Here is a 23,719-nt window from a genome sequence, read left to right as displayed (position 1 = left end):
AAAAAAACGGCAGTTGCAAACGACTGCCGTTTCAATCAATCATGAATGTTTTGTAGTTAAACTATAACGAATAAATAAGATAAATCTGATAACTAATAGAAGAAGTAATACACCTAAAGCAACTTGTGAACCGAATGTCGTGGCGACTTTATAGCTCAAATCAGCATGCGCTTGAATAAGGTTGATAATGATTGCCACTAATGAAGTAGCAACGGCACCAGAAAATTGTTGTAAGGTATTAAAAACAGCATTGCCATCACTTTGATAGTTATCCGTTAAAGCATTCATCCCAGTGGTCATCATATTGCTATAAGACAAACCAATCCCTATCATATAGATCACGTGGCAAGTAATCAACAATAGCAATGAAACATGTCCTAGAAGAAAGACTAGTGCGGACCAACCAACAAGAGCAAGGAGTAATCCGGCAAAAATCGGTTTTTTGGGACCGTGTTGATCAAGCAGTTTTCCAGAAAACGGCGATAATACAGCGCCAATCGTAGCTCCTGGCAACATGGCGATTCCAGCGATGAAAGGACTATTTCCTTGAACAATCTGAACAAAATTTGGTAAGACAAAAGAAACGCCTAGCAATAAGAACTGGTAGATTAAAAAGCTAAATAAGAACAAGCGAAATGTTTTATTGGAAAAAATGGTTAGTTGGATCAATGGATAATCGGCTTTTTTTGTTCGTTGATAAAAAAGGATCCCACCAATAATCGCTATTAGTAACGCAAACCAACTAAGCGGTTGTCCTAGCATACTCAAAAACGTTAAGCTGCCGCTAAATAATAAACACAAACTAAATACACTCAACACATCCAAACGCCCACTTTTTTGAACGGGCATTGAAGGAATAGCAACTAAGCCGATGCCAAGAGAAAGAATCAAAATAGGAATCAAGAAAAGAAAGATATGATTCCAAGTGAAATTTGAAGTTAAGATTCCCCCATATGTTGGCCCGATAGCCGGAGCAATTGCTGTGGTCAGTGTTCCCACCCCCATCATCGCTCCGCGGCGGTTCATAGGCGCAAAGGTCAAAATAATATGGAACATTAGTGGTAAAGCAATCCCGGTAGCTGCCCCTTGTAAAAGCCGACCAAGTAATAAAATGAAGAAAGTCGGAGAAAAGAAGTCAACAATGATTCCTGCTAAAAAAAGCAGGTTTGAAAGTAAAAAGAGACTTCTAAGGCTGAAATTTCGTGTTAAATAAGTTGATAATGGCACGATGATCGAGATCATCAGCAGGTAAATCGTTGTCACCCATTGAACTTGTGCAGTCGTTAATTGAAACTGGTTGATCAACGTTGGAAATGTGACGTTCATTGCTGTTTCGATCAACACTCCCGCAAAAGACATCATGCCGGTTGCGATGACTGCAGGTACTAAGAGTAATTGTTTTTGTTTTGTCATATCCTCACCTCAAAAAATTTCGTAAAAAAAGAGAGTGATTTCTATTATAAAAATAGAAACCGCCTCTCTCTCGACACGTAATATACGTGTTATCTGTACGATTTATTTCCATCGCTTATTCTAGCATAGAGGTAAAAAAAGTGTCAACCAGGTTAGCCAAGTCTTTTGAAAAGAGTTATGATAGTAGAGAATAAATCATCGCAGGAGGAAAAAATGGCTACGATTGATTGGAAAAAAACGGAACCAGGTTATAGTAGTAAAAAAAAGCCACAGATCTTAACGTTATCCCCACAGAATTTTTTTAGCATAAAAGGAGTAGGGGATCCAAATGAAGACGATTTTCAGCGACGAGTGGCAGCTTTATATGCTGTTAGTTATGCGATCCGAATGGCTCCAAAGAAAAATTGGCAGATTCCTAACTATCTTCCCTACACTGTTTATCCATTAGAAGGACATTGGGGATTACAAGAAGCTTATTTGCAAGAAAAAGTAATGAAGAAGAGTCATTTTGCTTATCAGATCATGATCAAACAACCTGAATTTGTGACGAAAGAAGTTGCACATGAGGCTCTACTACGTGTAGCGGACAAAATTCCCAATGATTTGTTCGACCAAGTAGTATTTAGTAGCATGGATGAAGGATTAGTCGCTCAGATGCTTCACGTGGGACCGTATGAGGATGAGCCACAAACCTTTGAAAAATTAGCAACGTTTATCGAAGAGCAGGGGTATCAACGGATAGCTAAAGAACATAAAGAAATTTATTTAGGGGATCCGCGCAGAGCCAACCCAGAAAAACTGAGAACGATTTTGCGTGTCAAGATTGCGCCAAAAAATCAACTAAAAAAATAAAAGTAAAAAATACCAAAAAAGGCAGAAAAACGATTATTTTTTTGCTATAATCAAAGACAAGAGGTGTCCGCTATGAAAAAAATCCAACGACAAGCATTGATTCGTCAGATCATCACAGAAAAACCAATCAGCACACAAGAAGAACTATTGCTTTGTCTTCAAGACGCAGGGGTGACAGCCACTCAAGCAACTATTTCGCGTGATATCCGTGAGCTGAAGTTAGTGAAGTCTACGGATGAAAATAAGCAAGTTCGTTACAATCTATTCAGTCAGCCTGCTGAAACGTTACATGAAGAACGACTACAAGCAGCTGTTAAAAGAGAAGTTTTGAAAATACAAGTTGTTCAATTTATGATCGTGGTGCTAACAGAAAAAGATGGGGCGGATGTCGTAACCAATTGGTTAGATGAAGTCGCTTATCCAGAAGTTGTTGCAACGATTGCTGGAGTGGATACATTCATTGTGATTTGCCGTTCGGAAGAAGAAGCACAAGATTTTGCAGAAAAATTAGAAAGAATGAGGGAATAAAAGAAGGGAGAATGATTTATGTCTTTGTTGAAAGCGCTACAAAACGGATCTGATATTCGAGGGATTGCCATGACGACGGAAACACATTCAGCTAATTTGACACCAGCTGAAATCCAAAAAATAAGTTGTGGCTTGGTTAATTGGTTAAAAAGGGATCATCCACGCAAATATCAAGAAGGTAAATTAACGGTAGGAGTGGGGCGGGATAGTCGAATCAGTGGTCCAACGTTAGAAAAAGCGCTGATTGACGGATTAATCGAACAAGGCATAAATGTTCTTGATTTTGAGTTAGCTACGACACCGGCGATGTTTATGGCTACTCAGTTTTCTCAATTCCAGTGTGATGCAAGTGTGATGCTAACAGCTAGTCATTTGCCGTTTTACTTTAACGGCATGAAGTTTTTTACAGCTAATGGCGGCGCAGAAAAAGAAGATATCGCATTTATTTTATCAGAAACAACACCAAATAAAACCGATCATAAGGGGACAGTCCAAAAAGCTGATCTGTTAACACCTTATGCAGACGACTTAGTTCAAAAAATCAAAAATGGTATTAGAAAGAAAGGAATGTCTGACACAAAACCGTTAGCTGGCTGGCGGATCATCGTAGATGCAGGAAATGGCTCCGGTGGTTTTTTTGCTGAAAAAGTACTACAACGATTAGGGGCAGATACGACAGGTTCGCAATTTTTAGACCCCGATGGTCATTTTCCGAACCATATCCCGAATCCAGATAATGCTGAAGCCATGGCAAGTATCAAGCAAGCTGTTTTGGAAAATCAAGCCGATTTAGGAGTGATCTTTGATACGGATGTTGACCGTTCGGCAGTAGTCAGTGCAAGTGGTCAAGTGATCAATCGTAACAATTTGATCGCCTTATTAAGTACGATCGTGTTAAAAGAATACCCTGGAGCGACGATCGTAACTAATTCACCAACGTCTAATCACCTAGAAACGTTTATTGAAGAAAAAGGTGGCAAACAAGATCGTTACATTTCAGGTTATCGTAATGTCATCAATCGTGCAATTGCATGCAATAAAGAAGGGATCGATGTTCCGTTAGCGATTGAAACAAGTGGGCATGCAGCATTCAAGGAAAATTATTTTTTAGATGATGGTGCCTATGTCATTGCAAAAATTTTGATGCTTTTGCCAGAACTGAAACAAACAGAACAAACGTTGGAAGAGATTATCCACGACTTAAAACAGCCACAAGAAGTACAAGAAATTAGGTTAAGGCTTAGTGGAGAGGATCCGAAAAAACAAGGGGCAACAATTATTCAAGGGCTAGCGAACGAATTGAACGAAGAGGGACTGGTATTTCATCCGGAAAATGAAGAAGGAATTCGTTACGATCTAAAAGAACCATATGGGAATGGCTGGTTTTTATTACGAGCAAGTTTGCATGAACCATTACTGGTGCTCCAGATCGAAAATGATGAAGTTGGAAAAAATCAACACGTTTTACAGCTACTTGCGGAACATTTAAAGAAATACTCAAATGTTGAACCACTGATAGTGGATACTAAGGAAGCGAAGGGAAATGAAAAGTAAAAATGGTTGCGAACATAGTAATTTTTTTGACTATATTAGTTTATGGTGTTAATTTTTTAGTTTTTCTTTATCTTAGAATCAATCATATCAAAAATTGTGTAGAGAAATTAGCTATTTATTTGGGAACAAACATGACTTTATTATTTACGAGTGGTATTTTTCTCTTTTTTGGAAAAATCATTGAAGATGGCATCCTTGTTTTTGAATAAGTAACTTTCATGAGAAAATAAACTAAAATGCTCATGTTAATCAAGCAGTCCTCAATCGTTGCAGTATGAATCTAGGAGCAGAATTTTTGAACAAATTGCTAGATATGCTTACACTGGTAATAGACGAAGTGTCATATCGAAAGGAGCAGTACAATGAAAAAATTATACGAAACAGCGATGATCAATCATGGTGGACGAGAAGGCGAAGTAGCAGCACCAAATGGTTCGATGCAAATGAAGATCACTCCTCCAGGCATCCATGCTGAAGGAACAAATCCGGAACAACTATTTGCTGCGGGCTATGCCTCATGTTTCAATGGTGCACTGCAACATATGATCAAAGAAGCTAATTTGTCCGTAGACTCCACAGTTAAAGCACGGGTTTCACTTTACACACTTGATGAGGGTGGTTATAAAATCGGTGTGGTCTTAGAAGTACATGTTGACGATGTGAGCGAGGAACAAGCCAAGCAATTAGCGGAAGATGCCCATGATTACTGCCCTTATTCAAAAGCGACAAGAGGAAATATTGATGTTGAGGTAGTGACAGTTTAAACGATTTTTCTATCTAAGGAAGAAGTAAGTACCTTTAGATAACTACTTTTTGTAAAAAACAGGACCGGTAGAATTTTCTATCGGTCCTAAAAATGATGGTGACGAGTCCTAAGCTATTCTTGATTTTAGACGATAAAAGTTAATACACGGAGAGTGAAAAAATCAACGTGACATCGTTTGTTGTTTATCTTTAGTAGCTCGTGTACGTTTGCCTCCACAGGCTGATAAATTAGAGATTAATGTTTTCAGCTCTTTCTTTTCTGAAGATAAAGAAGGTTTTAGAAGATCGTCAGTATTTATTGTCTTTAACTCTTTTGAATCAGAAGTGAATACGTTAAAAAGAATAATAATTTCTTTATCAATTATTATGTCAGAGTTTCTAATCACGTCAGGTGTGTTAGGTAGGTCAAGAGTTTTTTTAAAAAAATGTTGTGCTACAAAACGGTCTGCTTTCTGTTTATGTATTAAAGCAAGATGACTGTCTAAACCGCGGTCTTCTATCTGTTGATAACTAACATAAAGCTGTTTGTTAGTTATAGCATTCTGACACAAATTTTCACGACAAGCTTTATCTTTTCTTTCTTCAAATAAATTCCATAACGCTTGATTATAGTTATTTACTTCTTTAGTATTTTTTTCGTCGATAAATGTTTGGAAAAAATGGCGGTGAAAGTCTTTGGAAGTTCCTATTTTTGGTTTAAATTCATGTGTAAAAATATGATCTCTATGCTTACAGTTATATAATGCAACACGGAAAGTGGCGAGCAATTCATTTATGGGGCAATTAGAAATGCTCCGATAACCTGTCCATCTAACGGGTAAATGTTCTCCCCTAAATTCACTTAAAATATCAATACTCCTAGCAATACTAACTCTACTGTCTTTATGATAATCTTGTTTACTCATAAAAAGCATTTGACTTAAAATGGATAATTTTTTTTCGGGTATTTTCGTATAAAAATTAGCATATTTATTGATTTCATTGAAAGAGTTAAAGATTCCTAGCTTATCTGTTTTGGTTACGACATACTGGCCATCCTTTTTATGAATAAGTAAACCATGCATATGATCAAAACCGAGAAATTGTCCTGCTTTATAAGCAGGAATAATCACAAAACTATCATTTGCATCATTTTTCAAATTTTCTAACAGATTTTGGACGTCCGCTACATTTTTTGCACTGTAAAAATCAATGGTACGATCGAGCGATTGAAGCACTGATTCTTTTGACTTGTTATCTACTAATTGACACTGATGATCATTTTCAATCATTTTTTTGAATTGAGAGAATAAAAATTGATAATTTTCCGCTCCTTTTTCTCCAACTACTTCAAAACCTGTTGCATTGGCAAGTCTAAGACCCATTGCTAACATATGTTGCTTCTTTCCCTGTTCTATCATTTCATACTATCGTCCTTTCTTTTTGAGGATACATTAAAACAATAAGAAAAAAGTAAATACTTTTGTACAAAGTTAGTACTTTCTTATTCTATCACTGATGCTATAAGATTTTTGTCTTTTTTTTTCTCTTTTTGAAAAAAATGGTAAGCTTTTGGTCATTTAAAAAATGACAAGTATCTGATGAGGCAGTTCGATTTATAGATGGAAATAAAAAGTGAGAGAAGATGTAAAGCGTTCAAAAATGATCGACCAGCAAGCATTTCTACTGTCTTTAGTAAGGCAGCAAAGGCTTGCAGGTCGATCATTCTTATTTTTATTCTGTTGAGTGAAAAGAGCCTGGGACAAAATTTGTCTCAGGCTCTTTTAGTATCTCTAAAAACGAATAAACGGCGTTCAAGAAGCAACTCCTCAACAATAAGCGATGATTTTCTAAAATATGAGGAGCTATTTTAAAAAATCCTCTCTTATTCGCTCGGAGCTGAACGCTTCTTTCGCAGCCTCTTGCTAAACGGTGTTCAAACATCAGCTCCTTGAAATAAGCCTGAATTTTTCAAAACATGAGGAGCTGTTTCAAAAAATTCTTTCTTATTGTCATCAGAGCTACCCGATGTTTTCACGACCTCTGATTCACGGTGTTCAAAGAGCTGACCTTCGGCGATAAGTCAAAAAATCTCAAAACATGGGAAGCTGTTTCGAGATTTCCATCCTTAATACTCCTGCGATTACTCGTCGCAGTTTTTACTTGGTGAGCGCTCAGGTCAAAACACTCTTTTCACGACCTCTTGTTCACGGTGAGACAAAAGCAGCATCTTCGGAAAATTTGCCGAAATTTACCAAAAATTTGAGAAGCACCAAGTAGGTAACAATCAACATCAAAAACTAGTTTTTGTGTTTCTTGTCAATTTTCGGAAATTCCTTCTTATTTCTTGATGCTAAACACTTTTGTCTCAACCTCAACTACTTTTGCATGCTTTATTTTTTACTTGGCGGTGTTCCATACATTTTTGGTGTAACCCGTTGTAATTTTGGTTTATCACCTTCAATTTTTGGTTCTGCTAACCATTGGTATTCGCCTTCACCATCTAAGGCTTCACCACTTGCCCAAGAACCTTTGCTGCTTTCATCACCTTCTGAGAAATTATAAAAGTCATAGGCGATATCTTTTCGTTCGTTTTCACGATTGAACGTACTTGGTACAAGAATGGATCCTTCATTTTCTTCTAATTCTTTCACGGCACTTGCCCATAAGTTTTGATGATAACTATCTCTTGCAAGCAAGACTGCTAATAAGTCTTTGACGCCACGGTCATCGATCATTTCATAGATACGAGCGACTTGTAACCGTCCCTGAGATTCAGCATTTAGATTGGCACGGAAATCAGCTAACAAGTTTCCACTTGCAACGATATAACCGCCACTCCAAGGATTGCCAACACTATCAGCAGGGCGTGGTCCTAAGCCAGCGACAATTGCATGCTGAGGATTCATACCAGAGATGATTGCACCGATCGTAGGATCTTTTTTCATTGCTTCTTCTTGGTCTTCAACTGGCGCATCTTCTAATAATCGTGCGACCATCGTTGCTAACATTTCGACATGTCCAAGTTCTTCTGTTGCGATATCCATTAACATGTCTTTATATTTTTCTTCTCCTCGGCAGCTCCAACCTTGAAACAAGTATTGCATTGCCACACTCATTTCTCCGTATTGTCCACCGATAAGCTCTTGTAAATATTTTGCGATTAACGGATTCGGACGATCTGGTTTTGCTTCAAACTGTAGTTCCTTTTGGTGTCTGAACATCAAAAATTCCTCCTAATCTTTTATTAATACATTTACATTCTGCGCTTTAAAATGAGAAAACACAAAGGAAATGATTAGAAAAAGTACGGTGACAGATTTAATCTGATATATGAGTAGACACGCCTAATAAATTGTTATTTTCTGATTAAAATGATATCGTTATATTAAAATGTTATCGGTTGCAAATGGCGAAAGATAACCTTTTTATTAAAAATGAAGGGATAAAATGAAAAAGTTGTTAGTTACTGGGGTGCTGGCAAGTACAGCATTATTTTTGTTGGGAGGTTGTGGTTCAAGTAGTGCAAAGTCAAACGCAGCTAGTTCATCTGAAAAAACAAGTGACGGGAAGAAAACTATTGATTTCTGGTCATTTTGGGGATCAGGAGCACGTAAAGAAGTGATCGAAGAGATCATTGACGATTACAATCAATCACAAGATAAGATCCAAGTAAATTATAAATACCAACCGTGGGGGGATATTTGGACCAAATCATTGTCAGCGATTACAGCGGGGAATGCACCAGACGTGATTGTTCAAGATATCAATTCAGTTGCTCAAAGAGCTGAAGCGCAACAGGCCACAAACTTATCTAAATATGTAGATGAAGAGACCTCAAAAGATTTTTATCCACAATTGTGGGATACAGTGGAGTACAAAGGTGATCCCTATGCGATTCCGTTCAACACAGATACTCAAGTTATTTTTTATAATAAAAAATTATTTAAAGAAGCAGGAATCGCTGAAAAAGATTTACCAACTACATGGGATGAATTAGAAAAAACCGCCCATCAATTGGATAAAAAAGAAAAAAAAGAATTCACACGAATTGGATTTTATCCTTTATGGAATTTAGGGGCAGATGTCTGGGCATTAAATGCAGATAATGGGACAAGCTGGTTTGATCAAGACGACAAAATCAAAATCGATACGAAGAATAAAGTTGAAGCATTAGAGTGGATCCAAGATTGGCAAGACTATTATGGGAAAGATACGATCAATAAATTAGAGGCAGAATTTGGCTCAGGTGTTTCTGATCCATTCATCTCAGGTTTAGTCGCAATGCGTGCCCAAAATATCAATTATTATTCGAGCTTGATGGAAAATGCTCCAGAAGATTTTGATTTTGGTGTCATTCCGCTTCCAGAAAAAGAAAAAGGTTCTGGTCATTGGTCATGGGGCGGCGGCTTTGTACTCGAAGTACCTTATGGGGCAAAAGATCCAGAAGCTTCTTATGACTTTATCAAATATCTTTCTTCACCAGAAGTTCAAGAAAAATTTGGCGAAAAGAGTTTTGATATCATGGCAAGTAAAACAGCCAATGAGAACTTAGTGAAGAATGAACAGCTAAGTGACAAGGGACGAATGATCTATCAAATGGCTGATGAGAATTTCAAGAATACGGTCATTACACCTGTCCCATTAGCAGCACCAGATTATACGACACTAGTGAACGAACAAATCGATCAAATTCTCTTAGGAACAAAAACACCAAAAGAAGGTTTAGCTGATGCTCAAAAAGCGGTGGAGAATCTAGTAAAACAAAACAACTAATCAACTGTTGACTAATTGAAAGCAAAAAGGAGGCAAGAAAATGAAGCGTTTATCAATCCGAAAGAAAAAAGAGGCAAGATGGGCCTATTTATTTATCTCGCCTTTTATTATTGGCTTTGTCGTCTTTATGTTAGGGCCCATGCTTTTTTCTGTTATCGGAAGTTTCACTGATTATAATTTGACTTCTAAAATGAATTTCATTGGATTAGCTAATTTTAGACGGATGTTTCTACACGATGATCTTTTTTGGAAATCATTATACAATACAGTGTATTTCGTCCTATTCAATGTTCCTTTAACCACAATATTTAGCGTATTTCTAGCAACGATTTTAAATCAAAAGATCAGAGGTATCAGTATTTTCCGAACGATGTTTTATTTACCCGCAGTCCTATCTGGTGTTGCTGTTTATATTTTATGGATGCAGCTGCTTTCACCTTCTGCCGGGTTGATCAATACGTTTCTAGGTTGGTACAATATTTCTGGACCAGCCTGGTTGTTTGATCCTAACTGGACAAAGCCAGCTTTGATTTTAATGAAAATCTGGAGTTCTGGCGGAGCAATATTGCTTTATTTAGCGACTTTGCAAAACGTTCCACGCTCTTTATACGAATCAGCAGCGATTGATGGTGCTGGCGTATGGGGGAAATTTAAAAATATCACGTTGCCATTGATCACACCGATTATCTTTTACGATGTGATTACTTCAACGATTGGTTCTTTTCAAATTTTTCAAGAGGCTTATGTGATGACTAAAAATGGAACAGGTGGACCAGCTAACTCTTTACTATTTTATAATCTTCACATGTGGAATAAAGCTTTTGTCGCATTCGACATGGGGTACGCAATGGCGATGTCAATGATCCTATTTTTGATCGTGTTAGTATTGACTTTTATTAATTTGAAACTGGCACCTAGATGGGTCTATTACTCTGGAGGTGATGGCAAATGATGGAATATTTCAAAAGAACAAGTGTTAATCGTCAAACCAAAAAAATCGTTAGTTATCTCCTCATGACTGCTATCGGGATCGTATTGATTACACCATTATTGTGGATGGTATTTACTTCTTTAAAACCAATGGAAGAGATCGTACGTTATCCTCCAACCTTTTTTCCAGAAAAAATTGTTTGGCAAAACTATCTGGATACCATTACTGCTTTCCCCTTCTGGCGTTATGCAAGGAATACTTTATTGATCACAGTCTTAGTGGTATTTGGCAATGTTCTCTCGAATTCCTTCATTGCTTATGGGTTTGCGAAATTAGATTTTCCAGGAAAAAAGCTAATGTTTGCTTTAGTCCTTTCTACGATGATGATTCCAGGTTTTGTGACCATGATCCCCCAATATGTTCTATTCTCAAAAATAGGCTGGGTAGGAACTTATTTACCATTGATCGTTCCATCATTTTTCGGCAATGCATTTAATATATTTTTGATGCGTCAATTTTATTTATCCATCAATGATGAATTAATTGAAGCGGCAGAAATCGATGGAGCAAATCATTTCTATATTTGGAGCCGTCTGATGCTGCCGCTGACTAAACCAGCGTTAATCACGATTGCGATCAATTCATTCAATGCGGCTTGGAACGATTTTTTAGGGCCGTTATTATACATCCAAGATCAAGAGAAGTATACTTTACAGATTGGGTTGCAAGTTTTCCAAAATCAGGCGACGACTCAATGGAATTATTTGATGGCAGGAGCCACACTTGTTTTGATCCCAACGATTTTGATGTTCTTCTTTGCGCAACGTTACTTTATTGAAGGAATGGATTTGACAGGAGGGTCAAAAGGCTAAATGAATAAAATTCATAGTGAAAAAATCAATCAGCATTTTTTGACAGTCATTGAATGGATTCCGTCATTGCTTATTTTGCAATCCTTATGGCTATTAACTAGCTTACCGCTGTTGACGATTGGCAGTGCTAGTCGTACGGTTATGTCTACCATTTATCACTACCACAAAAACGAAGAGAAAAAGATCCATACGTTGTTTTGGCAAGAACTTCGTCATAATTTTTTGACCTATCGTAAGCAAGACCTCATAGTCAGTTTCTATTTATTGCTTTTACTAATTGATAGTCGTATTTTTCTTTACTGGGGCAGAGCATGGGGATTGATATTGATGTATGCTTCGTTAAGTATCCTTTTTTTAAGTATCGTGATGGGTAGCTACCGTATGTTGCTCCAACTAGAGAGAGCAAACGAAGTCCCTCTTTTTACTGCTTTTATTTTATTTTTTTATCAATGGAAAAACGCTCTCTTACATTTAGGGGGAACCTTGCTACTACTGCTTTTTTTATTCTTCCTGGGACCTATTTATGTGGTTTTAGTCGGAGGAAGTTCATTGCTTTATTTACAAACTTTTTTGTTTTTTGGACGGAAAGAAATAAAGAGCCCTTCAAAAGTTTAAGAATAGTCAAAATATTTGCGATGAAAGAATCAACTACCTGACTAAATATTGAGGAATAAACCCATCGTTTCAGATGTAAGGCGTATGGAGAGAGAAATAGTTGAAAATATGGTTACTTGTCACGTTCGGCCTTCTTTGTTATGGTTATAGCAAGAAAGAAGTAGGAGGACAACAAGATGGCAAAAATTATGGTTGTAGAAGATGAAGAAATCATCCGCCAACTCATCATGGAAGAACTGGAAAAGTGGCAGTTTGAAACGTTCGGTACCTCTGATTTTAATCAAGTATTTGCAGACTTTGAAAAAGAAGAACCTCAACTTGTTTTATTAGATATCAATCTTCCGGTCTTTGATGGCTACTACTGGTGTCAAAAAATTCGAGAAGTCTCCAAAGTGCCGATTATTTTCATCTCCAGTCGAAATACCAATATGGATATGATCATGGCGATGAATATGGGCGCAGATGATTTTGTCACCAAGCCTTTTCAAATTGATGTGCTGATTGCCAAAATCAATGCTTTATTGCGACGTTCATACAATTATGGGGAACTGTCGAGTGAAGTCATGAGTCATAATGGGATCACGTTGAATGTTGATAATGGGAGTATGGAAATCAACGGTGAAATCATCGATTTGAGTAAGAACGAATACCGATTATTATTTATCTTGATGAAGCAACATGGGAAAATCCTTAGCAGAGAAAAGTTATTGAGAGCATTATGGGATGATGAGCGGTTTGTTGATGACAATACATTGACAGTCAATATCAATCGTTTACGTCGGAAAATCGAACAAGCAGGGATCAAAGGATATATCGAAACAAAAGTCGGGCAGGGCTATATTGTTCCCTGAAAGGATGAAAATAAATAATGAATTTCTTTAAATACTTAAAGGATCAATGGTCGTTGCTCTTAGGCTGGCTCTTTTTTGTCTTGCTAACGATTTTTGTCATGTGGTTAGCACCTAATATTTTAGTCGACTGGACGATGGTTGGCTATCTGGCGCTTATTCAAGCCGTATTTTTGTTTTTTTATTTACTTGTCCGTTATTTAAGTAAACGTCATTGGTGGGAAAAACTTGCCGATCTCAAACAAATATCTCCGCTACAAAGTTATTTGAGTGGCGGTCATACAGAAGAAGAAAAATTAGTCGAAGATTATATCAATCAATTGATCCGTGAGCACCAAGAAGTCATGCAAGAGGCGATTAGTAACCAACAGGATCAAAAAGATTACATTGATTCGTGGGTCCATGAAATCAAGGTGCCTTTAGCAGCCTCTGAACTCTTGGTGCGTTCGATTGAATTTGATATTGATGATCAAAAATATACCCTACTAGAAAACGAACTAGCCAAAATCGATGAATATGTAGAACAAGTTCTTTATTATGCACGGTTGGATAGTTTTTCGAGAGATTATTTAATCCAAGAGTATGAATTAAAAAGCATCATTCAGCCAGTGATCCGCAGTCAGGCGAATTACTTTATTCAAAAAAATCTTCGGTATGAGATTATTGGAGAAGATCAAAGAGTTTTAACAGATGCCAAGTGGGTAGCTTTTATATTCAAACAAATTTTGAGCAATGCGATTAAATATACACCTGACCATCGAGAAATCATTATTTCGATCGAAAAGAACCAACAAGGGATCTCTTTAGCCATCAATGACTCGGGCATCGGTATTCCTAAAGAAGACTTGTCGCGGATTTTTGACAAAGGATTCACAGGTTCTAATGGACGATTGAGTAAAACACATTCTACTGGTTTAGGGCTTTATTTGGCTAAATCCTTAGCTGAAAAACTTGGGATCCAACTACTTGCTGAATCAATTGTAGGAGAGGGAACAACGATGACCCTGTTTTTCCCAATCTTAAATTTCTATAATGAGAAACGTTAGAAAATAGTTAGAATCGAAAAAAACTTCTTGTGTTGTGAACGTTTTCGCTGATAAGTTTCATATCATGTGAAATAAAAGGAGATTAGTTATGGAAATTTTAATAGCATTAATCCCTATGGTAGCATGGGGAAGTATTGGTTTAGTAAGCGGGAAAATTGGTGGAGATGCCAATCAACAGACATTAGGGATGACGATTGGTGCATTTATCTTTTCATTAGTTGTCTTTTTCATCGTTAGCCCAACAATCACACCATGGATTTTCTTGATTGGATTCCTCTCTGGGTTAGCTTGGAGTGTTGGTCAAAACGGACAGTTCCATGGAATGAAATTTATGGGCGTTTCTGTTGGTTTGCCTTTATCGACTGGTTTTCAATTAATTTTGAATACGATTGCGGGAGCCGTTTTCTTTCATGAATGGACACAAACGAAAGATTATGTATACGGTATCCTAGCTTTAGCACTTCTTGTTAGCGGTGCCTATTTAACAGCTCGCCAAGATGATGAAGGAAAAGTTGATACTGACAATAAAATGCTTGATTTTGGTAAAGGGTTTAGAGCATTGATCTATTCAACGATTGGTTATGGTGTTTATACGATCATTGTGAACTGGGCTAACTTGGATGCGATGTCAATCATCTTACCTCAAAGTATCGGAATGATCTTAGGTGCAAGTTTCTTTGCCTTTCGTAAAGTGAAAGTGGATCAATTTGTTTGGAAGAACATGATTTGTGGTTTGCTATGGGGAATTGGGAACGTGTGCATGCTCTTAACTGTTAAATCACTTGGTTTAGCTGTTGGATTTTCATTATCACAGATGGGGATTATCATCTCAACTTTAGGTGGTATTTTCATTTTGGGAGAAAAGAAAACGAAAAAAGAACTTGTTTACGTTATTGTCGGTTGCCTTTTAGTCATTTTAGGTGGTATCATTTTAGGGTATATGAAAACGGCTTAATGGCCGTTTTCCAACCTAAAATAGGGAGGTACTGCCATGGATTTGTTTCGTAAGAAAGAAATCAATCTCAACCACACAAGTGGGATGAAGAAAGATCTGAAAACGTCCGATTTAATTATGCTTGGAATTGGCGCAATTATCGGCACAGGTATATTTGTAGTGACAGGGGTTGCGGCCAATCAAAATGCGGGTCCAGCACTGTCACTTTCATTCGTTTTAGCTGCAATCGTTGTCATTTTATCGGGGTTAAGCTTTGCTGAGTTTGCCTCACGTGTGCCAGTCATTGGTGGCCCGTATGCGTATCTTTATGTTGTTTTTGGTGAATTTGCCGCCTGGTTAACAGGTTGGTTGTTGATTGGCGAATTTCTATTAGCAGTTTCGTCGGTTGCTTCCGGCTGGTCTGGTTATGTTCAAGGGTTCTTGGAAGGATTTGGAGTCCATTTACCACAAGCCTTGACCAGTGGTTATAATCCTGACAATGGCACCTATGTCGATTTGATCGCAGTGTTCGTTGTCATATTTGTGACATACATCGTTTCTTTAGAAGCCAAAAAAGCATTAAGATTGAATAATATCATGGTTTTTGTGAAATTCGGTATTATTGCATTATTTATCGTTGTAGGGATTTTCTTTGTAAAACCTGAAAACTGGCAACCATTTACACCATTTGGTTTTTCAGGCGTTTTAGATGGAGCAGCTCTAGTCTTCTTCGCTTTCTTGGGATTTGATTCAGTTGCAATGGCAGCCGAAGAAGTGAAAGAGCCACAAAAAGACGTTCCTCGAGGGATCATTGGTTCGATCTTGATTGCCACAGCTTTATACATCGTAGTTACCTTGATTTTAACGGGGATTGTTCCGTTTACTGAATTAGGGGTCAGTGACCCAGTTGCCTTTGCGATGCGTTACGTTGGTCATGGAACAATCGGAGCTGTGATTGCAGTCGGTGCCATTTTGACGCTCTTGACCGTAACGATTTCTATGATGTATTCGCTAGCTCGGTTATTGTTTGCTGTAAGTAAAGACGGTCTTTTACCTAAATTTATGACAGAGATCGATGAAAAGCATCGGACGCCTAGAAAGGCGACTTTTGTAGCTGGGGTAGCGGCTTTATTTTTCGCTGGTTTCTTCCCATTGAATATTCTCGCTGAACTAACGAACATCATGGCATTGACCTATTTGATGTTAGTCAGCTTAGGATTACTTAAACTAAGAAAAATGTTTGGTAAACCAAAAGCCGGTGAATTTAAAGTGCCATTTGTACCGATATTACCGATCATATCTATCGGTACATGCTTGGTATTGATGCTTCGTTTACAACCAGTCACATGGATCGTCTTCGGTATCGTGATGGCGATTGGATTAGTGATTTACTTTGGTTATGGGTACCAACATAGTAAAATGAATCAACAAAATTGATGATTCGTTCTTTTCAAACGACCTAGGTTTAGAACCTATAGCGTAATTTGATAAGACGAGTGTAAGACATCTTGAGTCCTTCGATGAATTGGTTAGCCAAATTCATTTTGAAGGATTTCGGGGTGTCTTTTCTATCTTTTTAAAGCATAAAAAAGATGTTGGCGAATTTCACCAACATCAAAAATCTAGAGCTTTTTTGATTGATCCATATAGATCATTCTTATTGTGTTAAATCAAGTAATTTTTGTTTCAAGTCGTCTTCCATATGACCAAGTTCGACTTCTGCATGACGACGTTTTTCTTTTCCTTCTTTTTGGATGCGTAATGTTTCTTGGATCGTTTCGATCAAATCATTTTGAGTTGTTTGTAAGGTTTCAATATCAACGATCCCACGTTCATTTTCTTTTGCTGTTTCAATAGCAGAGATTTTCAACATTTCTGAATTTTTCTTCAAAAGGTCATTAGTTGTCTCAGAAACTTGACGTTGGGCAGTTACCGCATCTTTTTGGCGAAGTAACGTCAAGGCGATCACTACTTGGTTTTTCCATAGAGGGATCGCTGTTGCGATTGATGCTTGGATTTTTTCTGCTAACGCTTGGTTAGTATTTTGGATTAAACGGATCTGTGGTGCTTGCTGGATAGTGATCTGTCTTGCCAAACGTAAATCATGGGTTCGTTTGTCTAAACGATCTAGAAATTGAGTATAATCATTTGCAATTTGAACATCCATTTGATCGCCTGTTTCTTCGGCTTTTTTCATTGCTTTAGGAATGATCGTTGTTTGAAGTTCTTCCATCTTCAATTCGCCAGCTGCGATATAAATATTCAGTGCATCAAAATAATCTTTGTTTTTTTGATAGAGTTGTTCGAGCATCAAATTATCTTTTAAAAGCCCGTCTTTTTCTTTTTCTAGTTTAACAGAGATTTTATCGATTTGGGCACCGATCTTTTGATATTTTGCAGTCACTTCATAGATCGATTGTTTTACTTTGCCAAACATCCGTTGGAAAATATTGCCTTCGCCAGCTCGCAATTCATCAGGATTTGCTTCTTGCAGACGATACATCAATTCAGTCAATGAATCTCCGACAGGACCAATATCTTGTGCCTGTACATGATTTAACATGGATTGTGAAAATTCACTTAACTTCGTTTGAGCAGCAGAACCGTAGCTGATCACCGACTGTGCATCTGAAACATCGATTTTAGCTGCTAGCTCTTTGGCTTGCTCTTGTCGTTCAGCAGGTAGTTTATCAATCAAGCGTGCAGCGGTTTGTTGTTCTTGCAAAGCATTGATTTCTGACTGTTGTGTTTGGGTTAATTTATCTGTTGGGGTAGAGAACGGATTATTTAACAAATCATCTAACGTGTCATTTACAGGTGTTACCTCTTTAGGTTTATTATCCATTTAAAACTCCTCCTCGTGGTTCAATGTGATGCGATAGGTTCAATGTTATCATTTTTGTAAAAAAACAGTTGTTCAACTTATTCATCTATTATAAAGGATAAACAAAAGAAAGGATAAGCAAAAGGAGTGTCTAAGAAACAAAACACTCCTTTATGATTCTATTAACCGATCATTGAGATTGATTGTTATCATCAGATAGATTCTCTCGTTTTAAGCTTTGTTTCGCAACTGATATTTCTACATCTAGATCATCTAAATCTTCAGAGACAAATTGTTGATAGTCTTGAGCAATCAGATGTGCTAGTTGATCAATGATTTGTGAACTTTCTTCGAGCTTTTCATAAGTCTGTTTGTTTTTGATTTCATGGTCGTTGATCTCAATATATTTATTGGTCAAATCAACTAAGTTTGGTAAGTGAGTATAAAGAAATTGACTTGCTTCGTGTAATCGATTTGGCTCTTTCACCAATGCTTTGAAGAGTGCTTTGGCCGCCTTCACTGTATCGTGACGAAGATCGACAGCTTTTAGTTTGGCTGTTTGTTGCATGTTTTGTTGCAATTGTTCAATTTCGACTTTCGTTTGATTCATTGTCTGTCTAAAGAAAGTAATCTCACTAGGTGTCATCCCGCTTTTTGTATAATGTGATTCAAGTTCATCAGATAAATCGGGCATTTCATTTTTTGCTGATTTTTTCTTGCCAGAGCCAAAGATTCCCCAAATCACTAAAGCTGCGCCGATAATCAAAATGACTGTTACTAAAGAAAAGTGACCTTGACGAATCAAAAGAAACACCAACAATAGACCTAAGATCCATCGCCAATTTAATTTTCGCATAATAAGCCCTCCATATATATTCCATCCATTTTAAGTAATGAAGCGTTGTTCTCATTTCCACCCTTATTTTAGCACACTCAACCTAAGAAAGAGTATGGGACTAAAGGAGGATTTTGTAGATTTAGAGAATTTCTAAGGTTTAGTTATGGTAAACTAAAAGAAAACTCTAGAAAAATTGAAAAGTAAACGAAAAGCGGGTATTATTACAAAGAAAGTGGGAGAAAGATGCTTGAATATGAGCAATTTGAAGAAAAAACGATCGAACGAAAAGAAATCTATCACGGAGCGATCATCGATGTTGCAGTAGATGACGTCCGCCTGCCAGATGGGAAACTTGCCAAACGTGAATTAGTGTTTCATCCGGGTGGTGTAGGGATCATCGCATTTGATGATCAGAATCGTTTATTATTAGTGAAACAGTTTCGGAAACCATTAGAAAAAGTGATTTTGGAGATCCCTGCTGGGAAAATCGATCCAGAAGAAAGCCAAACACCGGAACATACCGCTGCAAGAGAACTGGAAGAAGAGACTGGGTATCGGGCAGGAAAGCTCAAACATGTTTCATCTATGTATCTTTCACCAGGATTTGCAAATGAGATCATGCATATTTATCATGCGATTGATTTACAGAAAGTAGAGAATCCGTTGGCTCAAGATGAAGATGAGGTGCTTGAATTATATGCACTGACTTTCGCAGAAGCTAAACAAGCAATAGATGATCAACTGATCTGTGATGCGAAAACCATGTATGCGATCCAATATTGGGAGCTATTGATTAAAGGAAAGTAGAGGGATCGGCTGATGGCCAAAGGACCGCTGATTACGAGAAGTGAATTACGTAAACGACAGCAGGCGCAAGCCCAAGAGTCATTAAAACGGCAAAGAAAAGAAGAGGCTGCTTATCAGCAAGAAGAAAAGAAAATTGCTAGTTTTTATCGAAAGGAACAAAAACGGAACAAACCTATCACAAAAACAAGAATCGGTGAACGTGAAAAAACGACGAAGTGGAATTCATTTTTGATGAAATCCTTGATTATTGTTATTCTATTATTGTGTGTCGTATTTTTTGCGGTCGCATTTATTTAGAAAGAAGGAAAAAGCTATGAAAATCGGTATTATCGGTGCAATGGAAGAAGAAATCAAAATTTTAAGAGAAAAGCTAAGTGAACCCTTGTCATGGGAACGAGCAGGAGCATTGTTCATTTCAGGCTCTTTAGGAAGACATGAAGTAATTGTGGTTCGTTCAGGGATCGGTAAAGTTTTGGCATCAGTCACGACTAGTTTGTTGATCCAACAATATGGTGTAAATATGGTCATCAATACAGGTTCAGCGGGTGGTATCGGACAAGGGCTACAAGTAGGCGATATCGTAATCTCAGATAAAGTAGCTTATTTCGATGCAGATGCAACCGGATTTGGCTATAAGCCAGGACAAATACCAGGGATGCCGCTTTATTATGAAGCAAGTACGTATCTTCGCACAGAGATGGCAAGAGCAGCCAAAGCGATAGATCTGAATGTGAAAGAAGGCTTGATCGTTACTGGAGATACGTTTGTTGATTCTTCCGAAAAGGTAGAAGAGATTTTAACAAACTTTCCAGATGCGTTGGCTTGTGAAATGGAAGGAGCGGCTGTTGGACAAACGGCTCGTCAGTTCAATATTCCTTTCTTGATCGTTCGTGCGATGAGTGATACTGCTGATCATGCAGCGACACAAACCTTTGATGAGTTTATTGAAGATGCAGGGAAACGTTCTGCTGAGATGGTAATCGAATTTGTCAAACATCTTGTATAAGGAGCCCATTAATGAAAGCATTGATCTCGATTGATTACACGTATGATTTTGTGGCAGATGACGGGAAATTAACGACAGGTAAAGCTGGGCAAGTGATTGAACAAGCAGTGACGACTCACACGAAAAAGTTTATCGAAGAGGGAGACTTTGTGGTGTTTGCGATTGATGCGCATGACCCATCGGATAACTTCCATCCTGAAAATAAACTATTTCCTCCGCATAACGTGATTGGCACCAATGGTCGTGCCCTTTATGGTTCGCTACAAGCTGTTTACGAAAGAGCTCAAGAACAAGCCAATGTCTATTGGATCGATAAGCGGCATTACTCTGCTTTTAGTGGAACAGATCTAGATATTCGGCTCCGTGAGCGGGGGGTCACTGAACTCTATTTGACTGGCGTATGTACGGACATTTGTGTGTTGCACACAGCTGTTGATGCATATAATTTAGGCTATCAACTGTTTATTTTTGAAGATGCTGTAGCTAGCTTTGATCCAGTCGGTCATGACTGGGCACTACGTCATTTTGAAACAGTCCTCGGGGCAACGTTGATCAAGTAAATATATAATAAGCTTGTTAATGATTTGTGGGCCTAACTGGTTCATGAAGTAACCAGATCGTTCTGTTGTACATTCTGTCGTACGATAGAGTAAGTCAATACGGAAAAATAAACCGAAGGGGGACTGGGACAAAGTTGTCTCAACCTCTTCTTCGGTTTATTTTCTTTCATAATTTTGTAAGATTTTTTAAGTCAATCAATCAGTATCCATTTTAAGCCGATGGTTCGATTCTTTTCCAATCGCTGAAATAGCGGCTTTTATTAGGAGATAAAGAGTTGGTTTGCTAGTTTGTGCTTATGAATGAGTGGCAATAACTTATAGGTAAGCAAACTAGCTACGAACACAAGTAAGATATCGCAACTTAAATCAATCAATGTGGAAACTGCTAGCACACTGTAAAGAACATTCGTTTCTTTAAGGTAAAAGAATAAAATCAAGCATTTATACAACAGACCGATTAAATAGAGATAAAATAATCCTGAATAGTTAATGATCAGGATTTTTTTTAATGGGAGCCATTTTTTACCCCAGAACAATTTTGACAGGGCGGCTTGAATCAGTGGGAAAGTTGCAAAAGATAGTAGAAAGCCAAAACTAGGTTTAAAAATATAAAAAATACCTCCGCCACTAGCGAAAATCGGTAATCCAATGAGCCCTAGGATCAAATAACTGAATGTGACAATGAGCCCGTATTTTGTTCCTAATAAAGGATAAATCAGATAAATCGTTATAATTTGTAAAGATAAATAATCGAATAGTGGTAACGGAATCACTAGTTTTGCTGTGATGATCAATAATGCCATCATCATCGCCATCATGGTGATATCTCGCCTATTTGTATACATTTAAATGCCACTCCTTACTAAGTTCTCTTTTTTTTGTTCTCGATTTTAACCAATGAGTTAAATCCTCTAAATAGGGTAATTTGCCAATTTGTGTGATTCCTGTCTTATCTGTGATCCATTGGCTTAAATCTTCTAGGTCATTCTTTTTATTTGCTTTACTTGAATTAAAAATCAGACCTGCTATTGGAATGCTTTCGCTTTGTAATAAACTAGTCGTTAGCAACGTATGATTGATTGCACCTAAATAATTATCCGAAACGAGAATAACCGGTAATTGCAAAAGTTTGATCATGTCTAACATGGTTTGCGAGTCATTAATGGGAGAAAGCAGACCCCCTGCTAATTCAAAAATCGTGGGTCGATTTTTTTTCAAGACAACATTTGCTTTTTCCTTCAAGACAAGTAGATCGATCCATTGATGCTCTTTTCTGCTAGCGATATGTGGAGAAGCTTCTAATGACATTGAATAGAAATGAACAATATTTTGTTTCTCAATATGGCATGCTTGATAAAAATCTGTATCAGGAAACGGTCCTGTTTGGATCGGTTTCACGAATAACGGTTCCTGATTTGTCAGATCACGTAAATATTCATAGAGTAAGACACTGATCACTGATTTTCCACAATCGGTATGAATCCCGCAAATAATATAATTATTCTTCATCACAGACACCAGCCACAACTAAACCTAAACGATCAAGCATTTTTTGATCTTCAGAAATAGGTGCTCCTTTCTCTGTCAAATAGTTGCCTAAAAAAATAGAATCCACGATCAATAAAGCAAATGGTTGGAGTTCTCCTAAATGAAACTCTCTTCCTGCACTTACCCTAAGTTCTGTAGTAGGGAATAGTAACCTCAGCATGGTTAAGATTTTTAAACATTTCATAGGGGTTAATTCATTGTGTTCCTCAAACATTGTTCCAGCAATTGGAAGTAAAAAATTGACTGGAACGGAATAAGGCTCTTGATCTTTTAAGTCAAAAGCCAGATCGACTAATTGTTCATCTGTTTCTCCCATGCCACAAATAAAACCAGAGCAAATATTCATTTTGTGCTGACGAAGTTTGTTTAATGTTTCTAACCGATCATCATAGGAATGGGTTGTTGTGATGTTTGGGTAATTATCTCGACTAGTATTAAGATTATGATTCAACCGATCTACTCCACACGATTTTAAATAATCAATTTGTTCCTCAGTAACTAAGCCAATGGATAAACAAATCTCAATCGACATTATGCTTTTGATCGTTTGAATTGCCTCACCTAAAAGGTGGATTTCTTTTTTTGATGGGCGTGTTCCGCTTAACGCAATGCAAAACACACTGGAATGATTCTTTTTAGCAATCAACGCTTTACGAATGATTTCTTTTTTGGGTAATAATCCATATGTTTCAATCGTTGCAGAACTTTTTTTTGATTGCGCACAATAACCACAATCTTCTCTACACAAGCCGCTCTTAGCATTCAGCAATGTATTCAGACGGATGATATTTTGTGACTTGTTTGTTTTGAGCTGAAGGGCTTGTGCATAATACCCCCATAAATTAGTTTTGTCTTTTAGTATCTCCAGACATGTTGTTTTTGTTAGCGGAACACAAGGTTCGAATAGATTTTCCATAAAAACACCTCTTTACTTTCGTTAACTAATTTTATTACAAAGGTTAACGAAAATAAAGAGGTAAATGAAATGATGCAGTTTTATGACTATTTATGGTCGGAAAGGGT

Annotated in this window: 25 protein-coding genes; 17 read left to right on the top strand and 8 right to left on the bottom strand. The window is 37.4% G+C overall.

Features of this window, described 5'->3' with window-relative positions:
* Positions 1–39: 39 nt before the first annotated feature.
* On the bottom strand, positions 40–1,413 hold the full coding sequence (locus tag IGL30_RS10630; protein WP_088745239.1) for an MFS transporter: 1,374 nt from the start codon (positions 1,411–1,413) through the stop codon (positions 40–42).
* Positions 1,414–1,626: 213 nt separating this feature from the next.
* Here IGL30_RS10630 and IGL30_RS10625 point away from each other — a divergent pair, with 213 nt between their 5' ends.
* The 5 genes from IGL30_RS10625 to IGL30_RS10605 all read left to right on the top strand — a co-directional run bounded on the left by IGL30_RS10625 (position 1,627) and on the right by IGL30_RS10605 (position 5,111).
* A complete protein-coding gene (locus IGL30_RS10625) occupies positions 1,627–2,265 on the top strand; it encodes a GyrI-like domain-containing protein (RefSeq protein ID WP_096708744.1) in 639 nt (212 codons plus the stop codon).
* A 72-nt stretch (positions 2,266–2,337) separates the two neighbouring features.
* Entirely contained in the window at positions 2,338–2,793 is a 456-nt protein-coding gene (locus tag IGL30_RS10620; protein WP_010737119.1) for an arginine repressor, read from the top strand.
* Between the two features lie 18 nt (positions 2,794–2,811).
* On the top strand, positions 2,812–4,347 hold the full coding sequence (locus IGL30_RS10615) for a phosphomannomutase/phosphoglucomutase (RefSeq protein ID WP_088745237.1): 1,536 nt from the start codon (positions 2,812–2,814) through the stop codon (positions 4,345–4,347).
* 2 nt (positions 4,348–4,349) lie between these two features.
* Complete coding sequence (locus IGL30_RS10610) at positions 4,350–4,556, top strand: hypothetical protein (RefSeq protein WP_034699898.1); 207 nt, start codon at positions 4,350–4,352, stop codon at positions 4,554–4,556.
* A gap of 153 nt (positions 4,557–4,709) precedes the next feature.
* Positions 4,710–5,111 carry an organic hydroperoxide resistance protein gene (locus IGL30_RS10605; protein WP_010720840.1) on the top strand — a complete coding sequence of 134 codons (402 nt, stop codon included), beginning with the start codon at positions 4,710–4,712 and terminating at the stop codon, positions 5,109–5,111.
* A 162-nt stretch (positions 5,112–5,273) separates the two neighbouring features.
* Here the strand turns inward: IGL30_RS10605 and IGL30_RS10600 are convergent, their stop codons facing one another.
* Both IGL30_RS10600 and IGL30_RS10595 read right to left on the bottom strand, forming a co-directional pair.
* Positions 5,274–6,512 (bottom strand): hypothetical protein, encoded by a 1,239-nt coding sequence (locus IGL30_RS10600; RefSeq protein WP_430618247.1) that lies wholly within the window; start codon positions 6,510–6,512, stop codon positions 5,274–5,276.
* A 972-nt stretch (positions 6,513–7,484) separates the two neighbouring features.
* Entirely contained in the window at positions 7,485–8,315 is an 831-nt protein-coding gene (locus tag IGL30_RS10595) for a manganese catalase family protein (RefSeq protein ID WP_010720838.1), read from the bottom strand.
* 226 nt (positions 8,316–8,541) lie between these two features.
* Between IGL30_RS10595 and IGL30_RS10590 the strand changes: the two genes are divergently transcribed.
* The 8 genes from IGL30_RS10590 (at position 8,542) to IGL30_RS10555 (ending at position 16,550) form a co-directional block, all read left to right on the top strand.
* On the top strand, positions 8,542–9,867 hold the full coding sequence (locus IGL30_RS10590; RefSeq protein WP_123874999.1) for an ABC transporter substrate-binding protein: 1,326 nt from the start codon (positions 8,542–8,544) through the stop codon (positions 9,865–9,867).
* A gap of 40 nt (positions 9,868–9,907) precedes the next feature.
* A complete protein-coding gene (locus IGL30_RS10585) occupies positions 9,908–10,819 on the top strand; it encodes a carbohydrate ABC transporter permease (protein WP_088745233.1) in 912 nt (303 codons plus the stop codon).
* Positions 10,816–11,670, top strand: a complete 855-nt coding sequence (locus IGL30_RS10580; RefSeq protein ID WP_053766292.1) for a carbohydrate ABC transporter permease — start codon at positions 10,816–10,818, stop codon at positions 11,668–11,670. The genes IGL30_RS10585 and IGL30_RS10580 overlap by 4 nt, the downstream gene beginning before the upstream one ends.
* Positions 11,671–12,285, top strand: a complete 615-nt coding sequence (locus tag IGL30_RS10575) for a DUF624 domain-containing protein (RefSeq protein WP_123875000.1) — start codon at positions 11,671–11,673, stop codon at positions 12,283–12,285.
* 176 nt (positions 12,286–12,461) lie between these two features.
* A complete protein-coding gene (gene sapR / locus IGL30_RS10570; RefSeq protein WP_010720833.1) occupies positions 12,462–13,136 on the top strand; it encodes a two-component system response regulator SapR in 675 nt (224 codons plus the stop codon).
* A gap of 17 nt (positions 13,137–13,153) precedes the next feature.
* Complete coding sequence (sapS, locus tag IGL30_RS10565) at positions 13,154–14,179, top strand: two-component system sensor histidine kinase SapS (RefSeq protein WP_123875001.1); 1,026 nt, start codon at positions 13,154–13,156, stop codon at positions 14,177–14,179.
* 88 nt (positions 14,180–14,267) lie between these two features.
* Positions 14,268–15,134, top strand: coding sequence for a GRP family sugar transporter (locus IGL30_RS10560; RefSeq protein ID WP_010720831.1), 867 nt, complete (start codon positions 14,268–14,270; stop codon positions 15,132–15,134).
* A 36-nt stretch (positions 15,135–15,170) separates the two neighbouring features.
* The gene (locus tag IGL30_RS10555) at positions 15,171–16,550 is read left to right on the top strand and encodes an APC family permease (RefSeq protein ID WP_010720830.1); all 1,380 of its coding nucleotides are present in this window, start codon (positions 15,171–15,173) and stop codon (positions 16,548–16,550) included.
* A 220-nt stretch (positions 16,551–16,770) separates the two neighbouring features.
* Here the strand turns inward: IGL30_RS10555 and IGL30_RS10550 are convergent, their stop codons facing one another.
* Both IGL30_RS10550 and IGL30_RS10545 read right to left on the bottom strand, forming a co-directional pair.
* Positions 16,771–17,958 (bottom strand): toxic anion resistance protein, encoded by a 1,188-nt coding sequence (locus IGL30_RS10550; RefSeq protein WP_010720829.1) that lies wholly within the window; start codon positions 17,956–17,958, stop codon positions 16,771–16,773.
* Between the two features lie 169 nt (positions 17,959–18,127).
* Positions 18,128–18,793, bottom strand: a complete 666-nt coding sequence (locus IGL30_RS10545; protein WP_010737126.1) for a 5-bromo-4-chloroindolyl phosphate hydrolysis family protein — start codon at positions 18,791–18,793, stop codon at positions 18,128–18,130.
* Positions 18,794–19,018: 225 nt separating this feature from the next.
* Here IGL30_RS10545 and IGL30_RS10540 point away from each other — a divergent pair, with 225 nt between their 5' ends.
* From IGL30_RS10540 to IGL30_RS10525, 4 genes are read left to right on the top strand one after another with little or no spacing between them, the layout of a single operon-like run.
* Positions 19,019–19,582, top strand: a complete 564-nt coding sequence (locus IGL30_RS10540) for an NUDIX hydrolase (protein WP_088745230.1) — start codon at positions 19,019–19,021, stop codon at positions 19,580–19,582.
* 12 nt (positions 19,583–19,594) lie between these two features.
* Positions 19,595–19,879: a cell wall synthase accessory phosphoprotein MacP gene (macP, locus tag IGL30_RS10535; protein ID WP_010720826.1), complete on the top strand. Its 285-nt coding sequence runs from the start codon at positions 19,595–19,597 to the stop codon at positions 19,877–19,879.
* Positions 19,880–19,895: 16 nt separating this feature from the next.
* Entirely contained in the window at positions 19,896–20,588 is a 693-nt protein-coding gene (locus IGL30_RS10530; RefSeq protein WP_010737128.1) for a 5'-methylthioadenosine/adenosylhomocysteine nucleosidase, read from the top strand.
* 11 nt (positions 20,589–20,599) lie between these two features.
* The gene (locus IGL30_RS10525; RefSeq protein ID WP_063627522.1) at positions 20,600–21,148 is read left to right on the top strand and encodes a cysteine hydrolase family protein; all 549 of its coding nucleotides are present in this window, start codon (positions 20,600–20,602) and stop codon (positions 21,146–21,148) included.
* A gap of 260 nt (positions 21,149–21,408) precedes the next feature.
* On the opposite strand, the gene IGL30_RS10520 is transcribed toward IGL30_RS10525, so the two are convergent.
* The 3 genes from IGL30_RS10520 to bioB are packed head-to-tail and all read right to left on the bottom strand — an operon-like array spanning position 21,409 to position 23,612.
* Complete coding sequence (locus IGL30_RS10520) at positions 21,409–21,993, bottom strand: biotin transporter BioY (RefSeq protein ID WP_123875002.1); 585 nt, start codon at positions 21,991–21,993, stop codon at positions 21,409–21,411.
* Positions 21,980–22,657 carry a dethiobiotin synthase gene (gene bioD, locus IGL30_RS10515; protein ID WP_088745229.1) on the bottom strand — a complete coding sequence of 226 codons (678 nt, stop codon included), beginning with the start codon at positions 22,655–22,657 and terminating at the stop codon, positions 21,980–21,982. The genes IGL30_RS10520 and bioD overlap by 14 nt, the downstream gene beginning before the upstream one ends.
* Entirely contained in the window at positions 22,647–23,612 is a 966-nt protein-coding gene (gene bioB / locus IGL30_RS10510; RefSeq protein WP_034699881.1) for a biotin synthase BioB, read from the bottom strand. Before bioB ends, bioD begins: the two co-directional genes overlap by 11 nt.
* Positions 23,613–23,719: the final 107 nt, after the last annotated feature.

The organism is Enterococcus sp. DIV1089c (genome assembly GCF_050530965.1).
Classification (GTDB): domain Bacteria; phylum Bacillota; class Bacilli; order Lactobacillales; family Enterococcaceae; genus Enterococcus_B; species Enterococcus_B hirae.
Note: the sequence above shows the minus strand (reverse complement) of the source record. Positions and strands in the feature narration are given on the sequence as shown.